This is a genomic window from Paenibacillus sp. JT22N1, assembly GCF_059692155.1.
Genome location: NZ_JCAUAW010000014.1, coordinates 26,126 through 39,450, shown reverse-complemented (window position 1 = coordinate 39,450; position 13,325 = coordinate 26,126). Strand labels below are relative to the sequence as shown.

Here is a 13,325-nt window from a genome sequence, read left to right as displayed (position 1 = left end):
CTGGGGGTGCATTCAAAAGGTGAATGGTGGTTTTTTCTTGTTTTAAGGGATGGTGAAGGACTGGATCGAGACTATCTAAGCACCAAAGCTCATTTCTGTTTGCAATAAGTACGAACATGAGGTAAGGTATAATCAAACCAATAAGAACCCACGGGAGCTTGAGAAGTCAGGCTGAGATTGTGACCGTCATTGTCACTCACCGTTAATCTGATCTGGGTAATGCCAGCGTAGAGAACTCACATAAATGCACGTTCATTCGATCTGTTTCGAATGGGTTTATCATTTTCTACACATGGCGCTCCCGGATAACGGGGGCTTTTTCTTGTGGTTAAATAGAGATGTGGAGAGGGGAAACAAAGAATGAAATGGAAGAAAATTGCACCACTTATGCTAGTTAGCTTAACAGTAGCCTTGGCTGGTTGCGGTAATAAGATGGCAGAACAGCCGGCAAAACAAACGGCCAAGCCGTTAACGAACGTGAAGGTCGTTCTGGACTGGACGCCAAATACGAACCATACGGGGTTATACGTCGCAAAGGATCAAGGCTTTTTTGAAAAAGAGGGACTGAATGTTGAAATTATTGCTCCAGGCGAAGGCGGAGCCGATGCCATGATCGCTTCAGGGGCTGCGGAATTCGGTGTCAGTTATCAAGAAAGCATTACACAAGGACGAATTCAAGGTGTACCGTTGGTTTCCATTGCTGCGGTAATACAACATAATACTTCTGGTTTTGCATCACCGGTAGCGAAGAACATCAAGTCACCTAAGGATTTCGAGGGAAAAACGTATGGCGGTTGGGGTGCTCCGTCAGAAAGTGCGATGATCGACTCACTTATGCAATCCGAGAAAGCGGATCCGAGCAAAGTGAAGATCGTGAACATCGGTGATGCTGATTATTTCACAGCCGTGAAACGGGATATTGATTTCGCTTGGATTTACTACGCTTGGACAGGTGTAGACGCCGAGCTTCGCGGCGAGCCGCTGAACATGATTTATTTAAACAAATATTCGGATAAACTGGATTACTATACACCGGTTCTTGCTACGAACGAGAAAATGATCAAAGAGAAGCCTGAGCTCGTTAAAGCCTTCATGGCTGCTGCGTCGAAAGGGTATCAATTTGCAATCAGCAAGCCTGAGGATGCCGCTAATATTTTGATCAAAGCCGTTCCTGATCTAGATAAAAAACTTGTGCTTGCCAGTCAGAAATGGCTCAGCCCACGTTATCAAGATGATGCTGCTCGTTGGGGCGAACAAAAAAAATCAGTATGGGAAAATTATGCGAACTGGATGCTAGATCATAAGCTGCTCGAGAAAAATATCGATGCAGATGCTGCATTCACGAACAAATTCTTACCGGAAAGCTCAAAATAACACGATTAGTTGGAGGAGGCACTTATAGTGGCTAACGCACTTGTCAGTATTCAAATCATTCCGAAAACGAAAAACAATGAAGATGTCATCCCCTATGTAGATCGTGCTATTGAAGTCATTGCCAAGTCTGGTGTGAATTATTTTGTATCACCGCTGGAAACGACGATGGAAGGGGAGCTCGACCAACTTCTGGCGATCATTCAAGACATGAATGCCGCGATGATTGAGATGGGCAGCCCTAACGTTATTTCGCAGGTGAAAATATACTTCAACCCGTCGGGTGCTTCTATGGACAAGCTGACGGAGAAATACAGATAATGAAACAGCAGCGCTGGTTCAAAGCGGGGTGGCCACCAATTGTTGTGGTCATCCTTCTGCTGCTTTTATGGCAGCTTGCTGTGACTTGGGGAGGTACAGCAAGCTGGCTGCTGCCTAGTCCGCTCAAAATATGGAAAGACGGCACTACGGATATGCCCAGAGTATGGATGCACACATTTGCCACACTGCGTTTGATGTTGATTGGGTTTAGTGTTGGTGTAACAGGCGGCGTGATTGTTGCTAGCTGCTTACATCGGGTGCCTGCATTAAAGGCTGGTTTTTACCCGCTCCTTATTTTATCTCAAAATGTCCCGACCATTGCGCTGGGGCCGCTGCTCATCATTTTATTTGGTTTTGGCATTTTACCTAAAATTCTATTAATCTCACTTGTTTGCTTTTTTCCTGTGACGATGTCTACCTTGGATGGCTTCATGCAAACGGACCGCAGTATGTACAACTATATGCAGATGATCGGCGCCAGCAAACGGCAAATCTTTTATAAACTAGAGCTGCCGCATGCTTTGCCATTTCTCTTCACAGGACTCAAAATATCGGCTACATATAGTGTGATGGGGGCTGTGATTGCCGAATGGCTTGGTGGAGGCGTTGGACTCGGCTATTATATGATTTTGCAAAAATCGGCGTTCCGCGCTGACCGCGAATTTGTCGCTATTCTGATGATTGTCACGCTCAGCTTACTCTTCTTCTGGCTCATCGCAGGGCTTGAGAAGCTCGTCATCCGATGGAACGCGAAACGGTCATCTTAAGAAAGGTGGGATGAGTTCATGAGTAAATTAGAACTTAGAGGCATTCATCAAACGTTCCTTGGTAAAAAACAGCGCGTATCCGTGCTTGCGGATATTTCTTTACATGTTAAAGAGGGGGAGTTCGTTTCACTTATCGGTCCTTCTGGCAGCGGAAAGAGCACCCTTTTTCATATTATTGGCGGGCTAGTAAAGCCTTCGTCAGGGGAAGTTTGGTTGGACGGCGTGAATGTGACAGGCTCTAAGGGCCTAATCTCTTACATGCCGCAGCAGCCTGCCTTGTTCCCTTGGCGTTCTATTGAGTCCAACGTAGCACTTGCTCAGGAAGTTGCAGGAGAAACGCGAACAGATGCGCTAGCCAAAGCAAGAGAGTGGCTGCCCAAGGTTGGACTAGGCGGCTATGAGCAAGAACTTCCGCATGTACTTTCAGGAGGGATGCAGCAGCGTGTCTCTTTTCTAAGAGCTTTGCTCAGTCCGCAGGAACTCATGTGTCTGGACGAGCCGTTCGGCTCCTTAGACGCACTTACCCGGCAAGACATGCAGGCGTGGCTGCTTAATATATGGGAACAAAATAAACGCTCCATTCTATTTGTTACGCATAGCATTGAAGAAGCACTGTTTCTATCAGATCGTATCTATGTACTGTCTAACAAACCTGCCAAAATCATAGAAGAGTTGGTTATTCCGTTTGCAAGGCCGCGTCAAGAGTCCGTCATGCTTGAATCGAAATTTCAAGAGCTCCGGCAGCATATACAAGGGCTTTTGCGTCAGGAGATTACGTATGATAAAAGCCATTGATGCTCATATTCATCTCGATATGTACACAGAAACTGCTGCACAGACTCTGTTAATGGAATTAGCAGAGTGCCACATTGAGGCACTGATAGCAGTGTCGAGACACCTGGACTCCTGTAAGGCAACTGAGCAGCTATTAATGCTAGCCCCAGAGCAAGTTTTTGCAGCATATGGCTATCACCCTGAACAAGATCTGCCTACGGAAGATCAGTTGAATGGTTTAATCATATGGATTCGTGAGCATTCGTCTAGGATGATCGCTGTTGGTGAAATTGGTTTGCCTTATTATATGAGGCAAGAAGCTGAATCGGCAGGGTTTGTCTTTGAATTAGCTCCTTATATTGCACTGCTTGAGAGCTTCTTAAAGCTGGCAGCAGATTTGGATAAACCAGTTGTTTTGCACGCTGTTTACGAGGATGCAGACGTTGTGTGTGACCTGCTTGAGAAGCATGGTGTTAAGAAGGCGCATTTTCACTGGTTCAAAGGGTCTCATTCAACGGTAGAGCGTATGATTCAAGCTGGCTACTTCATCTCTATAACACCTGATGTTCTCTATGAAGAAGAAATTCGTACACTTGTTCGTAGCTATCCGATTAACCTGTTGATGGTCGAAACGGATGGCCCATGGCCATTCGAAGGCCCCTTTGAGGGGCAACAGACGCATCCGCGCATGATCCATGCTGTCATTGAACAGATAGCTCTTCTAAAAGGACTGCCAGTGGAAGAAGCGGCACTTACGCTATTGAATAATACCAAACAATTCTATGGCATTCCTTCACCTTACTTATTCTAATTAAATCTAACTGGACATCTATTCGTATAGGTTTTATAATAACACAGAACGCATGTTCTATTTCTAGATAAGGTGAGTGTTTAAATGACTATTAGATGCGGTTGGGTTAATGAAGATCCGTTATATATCGATTACCATGATCATGAATGGGGGGTTCCTGTCCATGATGACCGGCATTTGTTCGAGATGCTTAATCTGGAAGGCGCACAAGCGGGACTGAGCTGGTATACGATTCTGAAGAAGCGAGAGAGCTATCGGGAAGCGTTCGATGGGTTTGATCCGCAGCTTATTGTCAACTATGACGATAAGAAGCTTAATGAACTTCTTGAGAATACAGGGATCGTACGCAATCGCTTGAAAATAGCGTCTGTTGTTCAGAATGCGAAAGCCTTTCTTAAGGTACAGCAAGAGTTTGGTACGTTTGATTCCTATATCTGGGGGTTCGTTGGTGGGAAGCCGATCAACAATCAATGGACGGATATGAGTCAAGTGCCTGCTACATCAGAAATCTCCGATGCCATGAGTAAAGACTTAAAGAAGCGTGGTTTCAAGTTTGTAGGTTCGACGATTTGTTATGCTTATATGCAAGCGGTTGGTATGGTGAACGATCACAATCAAACCTGTTTTCGATATAAATAAAGTGTAGAGAAAAGGCCATCTGATAGGACGATCGTCCAAATCAGATGGCCTTTTTGTGCTTCAATCAGGCGTATTGGAGTTGTTTCTCCATCAAGTTTGTTTTAATTAAATAGATTCTCTTGCGAATATAAAAGTCATAAACAGCTCCTGTTAGTTCGCGAGGTTTAATGCGATTATTTGTGTCGTTATCTATGATTGTCACCGAACCATCGTCATAAAACTTGAACGTATAATCGGCGTAGTGGGTGTGTGCTTCGTCAAGCATGGCGTCAATCTGTCCGGGAAGAAGATGGTCAGTGTCACACAATGCCTTGTGGTACCAATAATCTCTCTCGATAAAACGGAAATTGTGACTGGTGTTCATCATGTTAACTACCTCCTCATCTAATTGGAACATTTGTTCTTATTTACATTATAGCAAACAAGTGTTCGTAATGGAAGAGGAATCTATGAAAAATGGGAAATATTTTCATATGAAAAAAAACCTCCAATCAAATGGATTGGAGGTTCGTTCTGGAAACGATATGCTTCGTGATTGCCAGACCATGCATACGGCCTGTTTCAATGAAAATTTCGTTCGCATCATATTTAGAGGAAGCGACAACACCAGCAACATATAAACCAGGGATGTTCGTTTCCATTGTGTCAGGTTGAACAAGTGGAGCGTTGGTTTCTTCGTGAAATTGCACACCGATGGAGGTCAGTAGCCCACGATCCGGTCGAAATCCGGTTAGGGCAAGTACGAAGTCATTGTCTAAAGTGATGTGTTCGGTTGCTTTTCGAACTGTAATGGTATGTTCATCAATACGTTCCACTTGGGAATCGAACCACATGCGAATACGACCTTTATTCACCATACTTTCAAAAATCGGACGAACCCACGGTTTAATGTTGGCTGAGAAGTCCTTGCCGCGGTAAACCACCGTAACTTCAGCGCCAACTCTGAGCAAATCCATGGCAGCATCGACCGCGGAGTTGTTTCCGCCAATAACAGCTACTTTTGCCCCTGCATAAGGATGTGCTTCTTTATAATAATGCGTTGTCTTTGGCAGTTCTTCACCGGGAATACCAAGCAGATTAGGATGATCAAAGTAACCAGTAGCTATGATGACATTGCGCGTGTTATATGCCGCCTTTTTCCCGAATTGGTCCTCTGTATGGACTTTAAATCCCGTCTCTAATCGTTCGATAGAAACAACTTCCTCATAGGAATGAATTCGCAGCCGTTCTCTTCGCGCAACCTCTCTGTAGTAGACCAAAGCTTCTTGGCGATAAGGTTTTTCATGAGGTGTTGTGAACGGATAACCGCCAATTTCCAACAGCTCTGGCGTGCTGAAAAATTGTAAATAGGTTGGATATAAATAAATGGCATTAACGATGCAGCTTTTTTCTATAAGTAAAGGTGAAAGGCCTTCGCGTTGTAAGGCAATAGCGGCTGACAAACCGCAAGGACCCGCACCAATAACGATGACTTGTTCCAATGTGACAACCTCCCCAAAGACTAAATACTCATTCCATAGTATCGCAAGCTGAAGGAGATGCCAAGTTGCGTAAAGTAAAAAAGAGCAGACGGCTATACCTAACCTTAGGAAATAGCAGACTGCTCTAAATGGAAGAATGACTCCTTATTTCTGATTTAATTGTCGTTCTTCGTTACCTTCGCTAATGTCGTCCTCGGCAATGTTGACAGGTGTCGTGTCGGGTGCATTTTCTAATGTGTCGTTAACGAAAGCCATATCTTGATTTTTCGCATTCATATTCGTTGTGCCTTTGTATTTGCCTCTATGCTTCTCGTTTTCCATGTCGTTCATCCTTTCAAGGGCAGTTTAACGTTCAGCTTTAACGTGTACACTTGTGGTTGTTTTTATTCTCCATAAAAAGGAAAGTTGATGAAACCAAAGAAAGCTGGGCGTCGTCTAGTAGAGTAGATGAATTGTGTAAGGGATGGTGGAATATGATTCAAGAGCTTGTGCAAAGATTGGCAGCAGCCAAAGAAAATGGCCGCTTGCAAGCAGTTTGGTCGGCCCGGTTAGCGGATTTAGAAAGAGAATGGAGTAACTCAAAAGATCATATTGTCATTTGGGAAGAACAGCTCATCAAAGAAAAAAGAGATGTAGAAAAATTGAAGACTCACAGCTTTACCAGCTTTCTGTATGATTTAATGAACAAGAAAGCAGAGAAACTGGCTGTTGAGGAACAAGAACTGCTGGAATTGAAATTTAGATATAATGAAGCTGTTCGTCGAAGGGAGCATCTCGAGCAAGAGATACAAGAGCTGCGGAATAAGCTCCATTCCGTGCGATTTTGGGACATAGAAGTGGAAGGTCTGACTCTCCGAATTGAATCCTATATTCATGCTAATGACTCTGGGAAGAGCGGACAGCTGCGGGAGCTCTCTGAACGGATAGCGGAATTTCAATTACAAATCAAAGAGCTTAAAGAAGCGGTAAGTGCAGGAAAATCAGTCCTGAAATATTTGCAATTAGCAGCTGACTCACTTCGTTCTGCACGGAATTGGGGCACTTATGATATGCTCGGCGGGGGCATGCTGTCAACGCATATCAAACACGGAAAAATTGATGAAGCCATGGATCATGTACACGCTGCTCAGAGTAGATTAAGCCGTTTTGAGAAGGAACTAAAGGATGTCCATATAACGTTATCTATGGATAGCCATATTACCGGATTTCTTAAATTCTCAGATTACTTCTTTGACGGATTATTAACCGACTGGTTGGTTCAAGGTAAGATTCACGAAACTTCAAAACAAGTAGAAGATAAATCGATGGAAGTGAATCGACTGTGTAATGAGTTAAAGCAAGCTTTAAGCAAGGTAGAGACGGGCTTGGAAGAAGTAAAGAGGTTATATAGTTCGTTGATACAAAATCCGCTATAATGGATAGAAAGATGGAGAAAAAAGGAGAAGAGAGACTTATGAATCAGGCAAGTATCAAACATATGGTTGTCTTTAATTTACACGCAGGTAAAAATACGCTGGAAGCCGAACAATTTCTCAAAAGCAGTGCTCAGGAGCTGGCGGCAATACCTGGGGTGGAGCAATTCGAAGTGTTTCGTCAAGTTAGCACAAAGACAGATTATGATTACGGATTTTCAATGGTTTTTGCAGATAGAGCGGCTTATGAAGCTTACAATGTTCATCCGGTACATACCCATTATGTTTCGGAGCGTTGGGTAAAAGAAGTAAGTCGGTTTCAAGAAATCGATTTGATGATTTTTAAGTGAGGTGCTCGTATGAAACCATTGAAATTAGCGAAAGAAGAGAAGGAATTGTTGATTGAGGATTTGCAAAGCCATCTGGAGTTGGACCATAATATTGAATTAGGACGTTTGGCCACGGAACAATTAATCGATTATATGCTTCAACAATTGGCTGCACCTATTTATAACCAAGCCATAGAAGATGCTGGCAAAACATTGATGGAAAGAATGAGTTCATTGGAAGAAGACCTCTATGCCATGAAAATGACGAAAAAAATAATACGCAGGTAGCAGGTACATAGAGGGTTCTGAGGGGAGAACAAGAGTAATTTGAACAAGTCCGAAGAGCTGTTTGATATCTATGATGAAAAGATGAATAGGCTTGGGGTGGCTCGACGCTCAGAAGTGCATGCGAAAGGGCTTTGGCATCGCACATTTCAGTGCTGGATCGTTAGCCTAGAAGGGAAGGAACCTAAACTCCTACTTCAGTTAAGACATCCAGAAAAGGATCTGTTTCCGAACTTGTTGGACATTTCTTGCGCTGGGCATCTCACAGCGGGAGAAACCACGGAAGACGGTGTGAGGGAGCTAGAGGAAGAGCTTGGGTTGAAGGTCGATTTCAGTGATTTAACCCCTTGCGGGGTGTTTGCTGAAGAAGATCTAATTTCAGATCAACTGATTGATCGTGAGTTTTGTCATGTGTTTATATATCGCTGCGACCAACCGCTGAATCGTTATATCCTACAGCCAGATGAGGTAAGTGGTCTGTTCGCAGTAAGTGTCGTAGATCTTGAGCGTTTAGTTCATCAAGAAGCAAATGAAATAATGGCAAGTGGTTATAAAATGGGGATCGAAGGCGAGTTAGATCAAACAAATCTGCTTCTAACCATAGATCATTTGGTACCGCATCCAGTTGCTTATTTTGATCTTGTGTTTCGTACATTAAGGGAAAATGAATGGTCTGAATGAAAAAGAACCGTATCGGGTGACCCAATCGGTTCTCATTGCGTACATATCATTTTTTAGACGAAATACTTGTTCGCTATGTAAGCATATGCGATATAACAGACAATGGAGAGTCCGATACAGACAATACCAAGAGCTGTCTTCCGCTTAAACAAAAGCAAGAATCCGGCACTAAATGACGATCCCATAATTAGCATTGAAATAAAAGTTAGAACACCCATCGGATACTTATCTCCTTAACCTTTGTTTACGTAATCACGCACCATGTCTTCAGTTACATAAGAACGGAGCGGAGAAATACCTTCTTTGGCATGGGCGATGATTTGGGCTGTTACGGCGTTGATCGCATCAACGTTAAAAGTGAGCCCGCTTCTACACAGATCAACAGCAGCGTCAATAGCTTGCTCACGCTGTGCATCTAGCTCTGCAAACCTAACGAGATGTAGGTGCTGTGCATTCGAATGTTTGGATATCGCTTCATGTACATTCATCTTAAAGTTCTCCTTTAGTGACCAGTTTCTAATCTAGTATACACGATTGAATTGATGAGGAACAGTTTTTGCAAGGAGAAATACGAACAATAATCGACATTATAAACTTCACCGCATTAATAATTAATGTCGTTAATTGAATGAGTCCAGACTTGAAATGACGGAAACCCGCACGAAACGCATGGAACAAGCGATAACAAGACTGACAGAAGCCTCGGAGTGAAAACTAATGAACTCGTTACCGATTGAAACCGTGCTTCCTCAATTGAAAGAAGCCTTACGAACAAATCCATGCACAATATTGGTCGCTCAGCCTGGTGCGGGCAAAACAACACAAGTACCGCTTGCTATTCTGCAAGAGGCTTGGCTGCAAAACCAAAAGATACTCATGCTTGAGCCAAGAAGACTGGCAGCTCGTGCAGCTGCTCGCTATATGTCGAAGCTTCGTGGTGAAGAAGTCGGGCAGACCATTGGTTATCGGGTGAAAAATGACTCGAGGGTTGGACCGAACACAAGAATTGAAGTGATAACGGAAGGTGTTCTTACGCGCATGCTTCAATCAGATCCTGCCCTGGAAGGGGTGGGGGCTGTTATTTTTGATGAATTTCATGAGCGAAGCTTACATGCTGATTTGGGGTTAGCGCTGAGCAGGCAATCACAAACCTTGCTTCGTGAGGATCTGCGAATTCTTATTATGTCGGCTACGATTGAGGCCAACACGGTTTCAGCCATGCTCGATCATGCACCTATTATTCAAAGTGAAGGGCGAACTTATCCAGTTGTAACTCATTATCTGGATGCGAAAATGACGAGCAGAATAGAACAGGTGGTAGTAACAAGCATCCAACGCGCCCTGCAAATGAATGAAGGCAGCTTGCTCGTTTTTCTCCCGGGAGCAGCTGAAATTCATCGTGTAGCTAATAACCTTGCTGCGCTTAAATTAGGAAAAGAGATAGAGATCGCACCTCTTTATGGTAATCTCTCCCAAGAGGCGCAGGACCAAGCGCTGGCAGTATGTTCGCCAGGGCACCGGAAGGTTGTGCTGGCCACTTCGATTGCCGAGACAAGCTTGACCGTCGAAGGCGTCACGGTCGTTATCGACAGCGGGCTCATGCGCGTGCCCCGCTTCTCACCACGCACCGGCATGACCCGTCTTACGACGGTGCCTGTGTCTGTAGCCTCTGCGGATCAGCGCAGAGGCCGTGCCGGTCGGCTCGGTCCAGGCGTGTGTTACCGCCTGTGGACCGAGACCGAGCAGCGGCAGCTCCCGCTGAGCAGCACGCCAGAGATCCGCGAAGCGGATCTGGCGCCGCTTGCGCTGGAGCTGGCCGCCTGGGGCGTGCCAGACCCAGCTTCGCTGGTCTGGCTAGACCCGCCGCCTGCTGCTGCGTATCAGCAGGCGCGGGAACTGCTCGTGCAGCTGGGCGCGCTGCACGAGGACGGGGGCTTGAGCGCGCACGGCAAACGCCTAGCGTCGCTCCCGCTGCACCCGCGGCTTGCGCACATGGTGCTGCAAGCCATACCGCTTGAGCTCGGCGCGTTGGCGTGCGAGCTCGCTATAATGCTAAGCGAGCGCGATTTCATGCGCGCTGCTGAGGGCCGAGATGCGGATATTCGTACCCGCATCGAAGTGCTCTGGCGCGCTGCGCAGGGCGAGCAGCGCGCAGACGTTGACTTTGGCTTATGCCGCCGCATCGCGGCGGAAGCCAAAGTCCTCATGCAGCAGCTCGGCATACGGCCGAGCGGGAATAAAGCGAATGCGAGCGGATTGCTGCTCGCATTCGCTTATCCCGACCGCGTCGCGCAGCGGCGGTCGACAGGTCGGTTCTTGCTCAGCAGTGGGCGTGGCGCTGTGCTGCCCGAGCTGCAGCCGCTCTCAAACGAGCGTTATCTCGTCGCTGCCGAGCTGGACGATAACGGAGCGGAGAGCCGTATTTATTTGGCAGCCCCCATTCAGGAGGAAGAGCTGTTTGAAGTCTTTGAGGACCGCTTGCTGAAAGAGCAAGAAGTGGTATGGGAACAGGCAACGGGTTCCGTTAAAGCAAGACAACGCCTTCGGTTAGGTGCCATTATCCTCAAAGAAAACCCATTGCAGGATCCAAACCCAGACTTGGTGCTGCAAGCTTTGATATCCGGAATTCAGGCAGAATCTTTGGAGCTGCTGCCTTGGACACGGAGTGCGAGGCAGCTTCAACAGCGTGTTATGTTTTTGCATCGATTTGATGTAGAATGGCCAGATATGGGGGACGCCAGTTTGCTTGCTTCTTTAGAGGAATGGCTGGGGCTCCATCTTTACGGTTTGAAAAGCAAGGGGGCTTTAGGGCGTCTTAACTTGACAAGCATATTAGAAGAAATGCTAACATGGGAGCAGCGTCGATGGTTAGAAGAATGGGCGCCAACGCACATTCAGGTACCCAGCGGTTCCCGAATTCCCGTTGATTATAGCATCAGTGAGTCGCCTGCTTTATCGGTTCGTTTGCAAGAAATGTTTGGTTTAGCTGATACCCCACGGATCGCAAAAGGTAGGGTGCCCGTGACCTTACACTTATTATCGCCTGCTCAACGTCCTGTTCAGGTGACGAAGGATTTGGCGAGCTTCTGGCGGGATGCTTATTTCGAAGTCAAAAAAGATCTCAAAGGCAGATACCCCAAGCATTACTGGCCGGACGATCCGATGGCGGCGATGCCGACAAATCGAGCTAAACCGCGTTCCTAACCTAATTTGCACGAGAAGGGAACTGAGCAAGCCATGACAATCCACTCCGAACCGGAGGAATTCGTCATTTATGTATCTGCTGGTTTTGCCACAGCACCTTATTTCCTAGATGTTTTCGCCGCGGAACTAGCTTCTCGTTTTGAACAAGCAGGTTCACGTGTCCAAGTCGTTATTCATTATCCATATGGCGATTGGACGCGGCGAAAGCAAGTGCAGCTCCGAGAAATTACCAGTGATCTATGGAACAATGCACATCGGAAAAGGTCTCATTATGGTGGCAAAAGCTTATTGAAGTTGATCACCGACAACCTTGTCCCTAGACAGCAACTGCTGCTAATTGGGCATAGTGCAGGGGCTGTGGCTTCTATTCTGGCGGCCGATGCCCTTATGAAAGAGGGGGTTTCCATCCTTGGTGTGGTCCAAATTGGATCGCCGAAATGTGCGATTCCTCCATCGTTAAAGAGCCGTGTTCTTTATCTAGATGCTGCTAATCAGTTGGATAATTCCAATGATCCAGTACCTAGACTGGGCACATGGGGTGGCTGGATGAGAACGCGCTTGGGATTGCGCAGTTGGAATGGCATGAAACATGCTCCTTCTCATCGACAAACTTTACCGTTAATAGGTGGACATGCCGATTATTTCAGAGATCACAATCCCTATATATGGAATGAAGCAACGAACCTGCAAACGACGATGAACACGATTTGGACTTGGTTACAACGAATAGAAAAGGATGATGAACATGATTGAAATTCTAAAAGCGAGCATGGAACACAGCAAAGAAGAAGGCTACCTCGGGCAAGTTCAATTCAAGGTGGAAGGCCACGAGCATCCGTACGAAATAACCCTACAAAGCAAACGTGGTAAAGATGACTGGAGCTACGCCCTTCACTTTTTACAGGAATCAGGAAAAGAAGAGGATATTGAAGCTGTTGAAGACTTGCTGGAAGACGACGAGTGGTTTGATATGCTCGTGGATGCAGCTCAAAAAACCATTGTGAAGTAAGACATTTAGCTTACATAACGATCGTTTCGATAGTAGAAAACGCCGATGGATCCTGAGGTGAAGGCAACGCTCAAGATGAGCTATGATCAACAGGCTCGATTGTTCTCTGAACCTAAGTAACACAAATACCAGAAGATTTCCGGGAAAAATAAGCCTAATTAGTTCAGAGTTAGCTGAACTAATTAGGCTTATTTTCGTTACTAGTTCCTGGCGATGAATGGATTATTTCACTCAAGGATTA

General features: G+C 45.7%; 17 protein-coding genes. 13 read left to right on the top strand and 4 right to left on the bottom strand.

From position 1 onward, the window contains the following. Positions 1 to 360 precede the first annotated feature (360 nt). The 6 genes from AC58UU_RS25255 to AC58UU_RS25230 all read left to right on the top strand — a co-directional run bounded on the left by AC58UU_RS25255 (position 361) and on the right by AC58UU_RS25230 (position 4,683). Positions 361 to 1,374 carry an ABC transporter substrate-binding protein gene (locus AC58UU_RS25255; RefSeq protein ID WP_497319796.1) on the top strand — a complete coding sequence of 338 codons (1,014 nt, stop codon included), beginning with the start codon at positions 361 to 363 and terminating at the stop codon, positions 1,372 to 1,374. 27 nt (positions 1,375 to 1,401) lie between these two features. Beyond that, positions 1,402 to 1,692, top strand: a complete 291-nt coding sequence (locus tag AC58UU_RS25250) for a thiamine-binding protein (protein WP_497319794.1) — start codon at positions 1,402 to 1,404, stop codon at positions 1,690 to 1,692. Continuing rightward, positions 1,692 to 2,459: an ABC transporter permease gene (locus AC58UU_RS25245; protein WP_497319792.1), complete on the top strand. Its 768-nt coding sequence runs from the start codon at positions 1,692 to 1,694 to the stop codon at positions 2,457 to 2,459. Before AC58UU_RS25250 ends, AC58UU_RS25245 begins: the two co-directional genes overlap by 1 nt. Positions 2,460 to 2,477: 18 nt before the next feature. Beyond that, a complete protein-coding gene (locus AC58UU_RS25240; protein ID WP_497319790.1) occupies positions 2,478 to 3,254 on the top strand; it encodes an ABC transporter ATP-binding protein in 777 nt (258 codons plus the stop codon). Next, the gene (locus tag AC58UU_RS25235; protein WP_497319788.1) at positions 3,238 to 4,044 is read left to right on the top strand and encodes a TatD family hydrolase; all 807 of its coding nucleotides are present in this window, start codon (positions 3,238 to 3,240) and stop codon (positions 4,042 to 4,044) included. Before AC58UU_RS25240 ends, AC58UU_RS25235 begins: the two co-directional genes overlap by 17 nt. A gap of 84 nt (positions 4,045 to 4,128) precedes the next feature. Continuing rightward, positions 4,129 to 4,683, top strand: a complete 555-nt coding sequence (locus AC58UU_RS25230; RefSeq protein WP_497319786.1) for a DNA-3-methyladenine glycosylase I — start codon at positions 4,129 to 4,131, stop codon at positions 4,681 to 4,683. A 64-nt stretch (positions 4,684 to 4,747) separates the two neighbouring features. On the opposite strand, the gene AC58UU_RS25225 is transcribed toward AC58UU_RS25230, so the two are convergent. The 3 genes from AC58UU_RS25225 to AC58UU_RS25215 all read right to left on the bottom strand — a co-directional run bounded on the left by AC58UU_RS25225 (position 4,748) and on the right by AC58UU_RS25215 (position 6,485). Continuing rightward, entirely contained in the window at positions 4,748 to 5,050 is a 303-nt protein-coding gene (locus AC58UU_RS25225; protein WP_235550974.1) for a hypothetical protein, read from the bottom strand. Between the two features lie 124 nt (positions 5,051 to 5,174). Next, entirely contained in the window at positions 5,175 to 6,164 is a 990-nt protein-coding gene (locus AC58UU_RS25220; protein WP_497319783.1) for a YpdA family putative bacillithiol disulfide reductase, read from the bottom strand. A 144-nt stretch (positions 6,165 to 6,308) separates the two neighbouring features. Then, positions 6,309 to 6,485, bottom strand: a complete 177-nt coding sequence (locus AC58UU_RS25215) for a hypothetical protein (RefSeq protein WP_156411053.1) — start codon at positions 6,483 to 6,485, stop codon at positions 6,309 to 6,311. A gap of 152 nt (positions 6,486 to 6,637) precedes the next feature. On the opposite strand from AC58UU_RS25215, the gene AC58UU_RS25210 reads away from it, so the two are divergent. From AC58UU_RS25210 to AC58UU_RS25195, 4 genes are read left to right on the top strand one after another with little or no spacing between them, the layout of a single operon-like run. Next, entirely contained in the window at positions 6,638 to 7,579 is a 942-nt protein-coding gene (locus AC58UU_RS25210) for a hypothetical protein (RefSeq protein ID WP_497319781.1), read from the top strand. A 38-nt stretch (positions 7,580 to 7,617) separates the two neighbouring features. Next, positions 7,618 to 7,926 (top strand): Dabb family protein, encoded by a 309-nt coding sequence (locus AC58UU_RS25205; protein WP_497319779.1) that lies wholly within the window; start codon positions 7,618 to 7,620, stop codon positions 7,924 to 7,926. Between the two features lie 9 nt (positions 7,927 to 7,935). Then, the gene (locus AC58UU_RS25200; RefSeq protein ID WP_497319777.1) at positions 7,936 to 8,193 is read left to right on the top strand and encodes a DUF2164 family protein; all 258 of its coding nucleotides are present in this window, start codon (positions 7,936 to 7,938) and stop codon (positions 8,191 to 8,193) included. A 39-nt stretch (positions 8,194 to 8,232) separates the two neighbouring features. Continuing rightward, positions 8,233 to 8,871: an NUDIX hydrolase gene (locus tag AC58UU_RS25195; RefSeq protein ID WP_497319775.1), complete on the top strand. Its 639-nt coding sequence runs from the start codon at positions 8,233 to 8,235 to the stop codon at positions 8,869 to 8,871. A 233-nt stretch (positions 8,872 to 9,104) separates the two neighbouring features. Here the strand turns inward: AC58UU_RS25195 and AC58UU_RS25190 are convergent, their stop codons facing one another. Next, a complete protein-coding gene (locus AC58UU_RS25190) occupies positions 9,105 to 9,359 on the bottom strand; it encodes a YpbS family protein (RefSeq protein ID WP_497319773.1) in 255 nt (84 codons plus the stop codon). Positions 9,360 to 9,588: 229 nt separating this feature from the next. Here AC58UU_RS25190 and hrpB point away from each other — a divergent pair, with 229 nt between their 5' ends. From hrpB to AC58UU_RS25175, 3 genes are read left to right on the top strand one after another with little or no spacing between them, the layout of a single operon-like run. Then, positions 9,589 to 12,075, top strand: a complete 2,487-nt coding sequence (hrpB, locus tag AC58UU_RS25185; RefSeq protein WP_497319772.1) for an ATP-dependent helicase HrpB — start codon at positions 9,589 to 9,591, stop codon at positions 12,073 to 12,075. A 33-nt stretch (positions 12,076 to 12,108) separates the two neighbouring features. Then, complete coding sequence (locus AC58UU_RS25180; RefSeq protein ID WP_497319770.1) at positions 12,109 to 12,828, top strand: lipase family protein; 720 nt, start codon at positions 12,109 to 12,111, stop codon at positions 12,826 to 12,828. Then, the gene (locus AC58UU_RS25175) at positions 12,821 to 13,084 is read left to right on the top strand and encodes a hypothetical protein (RefSeq protein WP_307442341.1); all 264 of its coding nucleotides are present in this window, start codon (positions 12,821 to 12,823) and stop codon (positions 13,082 to 13,084) included. Before AC58UU_RS25180 ends, AC58UU_RS25175 begins: the two co-directional genes overlap by 8 nt. Positions 13,085 to 13,325 lie beyond the last annotated feature (241 nt).

Excerpts from the sequence above, each read along its gene's own strand:
- AC58UU_RS25255 (WP_497319796.1), top strand. The coding sequence starts at position 361 with ATGAAATGGAAGAAAATTGCACCACTTATGCTAGTTAGCTTAACAGTA.
- AC58UU_RS25245 (WP_497319792.1), top strand. The coding sequence starts at position 1,692 with ATGAAACAGCAGCGCTGGTTCAAAGCGGGGTGGCCACCAATTGTTGTG.
- AC58UU_RS25240 (WP_497319790.1), top strand. The coding sequence starts at position 2,478 with ATGAGTAAATTAGAACTTAGAGGCATTCATCAAACGTTCCTTGGTAAA.
- AC58UU_RS25235 (WP_497319788.1), top strand. The coding sequence starts at position 3,238 with ATGATAAAAGCCATTGATGCTCATATTCATCTCGATATGTACACAGAA.
- AC58UU_RS25230 (WP_497319786.1), top strand. The coding sequence starts at position 4,129 with ATGACTATTAGATGCGGTTGGGTTAATGAAGATCCGTTATATATCGAT.
- AC58UU_RS25225 (WP_235550974.1), bottom strand. The coding sequence starts at position 5,050 with ATGATGAACACCAGTCACAATTTCCGTTTTATCGAGAGAGATTATTGG.
- AC58UU_RS25215 (WP_156411053.1), bottom strand. The coding sequence starts at position 6,485 with ATGGAAAACGAGAAGCATAGAGGCAAATACAAAGGCACAACGAATATG.
- AC58UU_RS25210 (WP_497319781.1), top strand. The coding sequence starts at position 6,638 with ATGATTCAAGAGCTTGTGCAAAGATTGGCAGCAGCCAAAGAAAATGGC.
- AC58UU_RS25205 (WP_497319779.1), top strand. The coding sequence starts at position 7,618 with ATGAATCAGGCAAGTATCAAACATATGGTTGTCTTTAATTTACACGCA.
- AC58UU_RS25200 (WP_497319777.1), top strand. The coding sequence starts at position 7,936 with ATGAAACCATTGAAATTAGCGAAAGAAGAGAAGGAATTGTTGATTGAG.
- AC58UU_RS25190 (WP_497319773.1), bottom strand. The coding sequence starts at position 9,359 with ATGAATGTACATGAAGCGATATCCAAACATTCGAATGCACAGCACCTA.
- hrpB (WP_497319772.1), top strand. The coding sequence starts at position 9,589 with ATGAACTCGTTACCGATTGAAACCGTGCTTCCTCAATTGAAAGAAGCC.
- AC58UU_RS25180 (WP_497319770.1), top strand. The coding sequence starts at position 12,109 with ATGACAATCCACTCCGAACCGGAGGAATTCGTCATTTATGTATCTGCT.
- AC58UU_RS25175 (WP_307442341.1), top strand. The coding sequence starts at position 12,821 with ATGATTGAAATTCTAAAAGCGAGCATGGAACACAGCAAAGAAGAAGGC.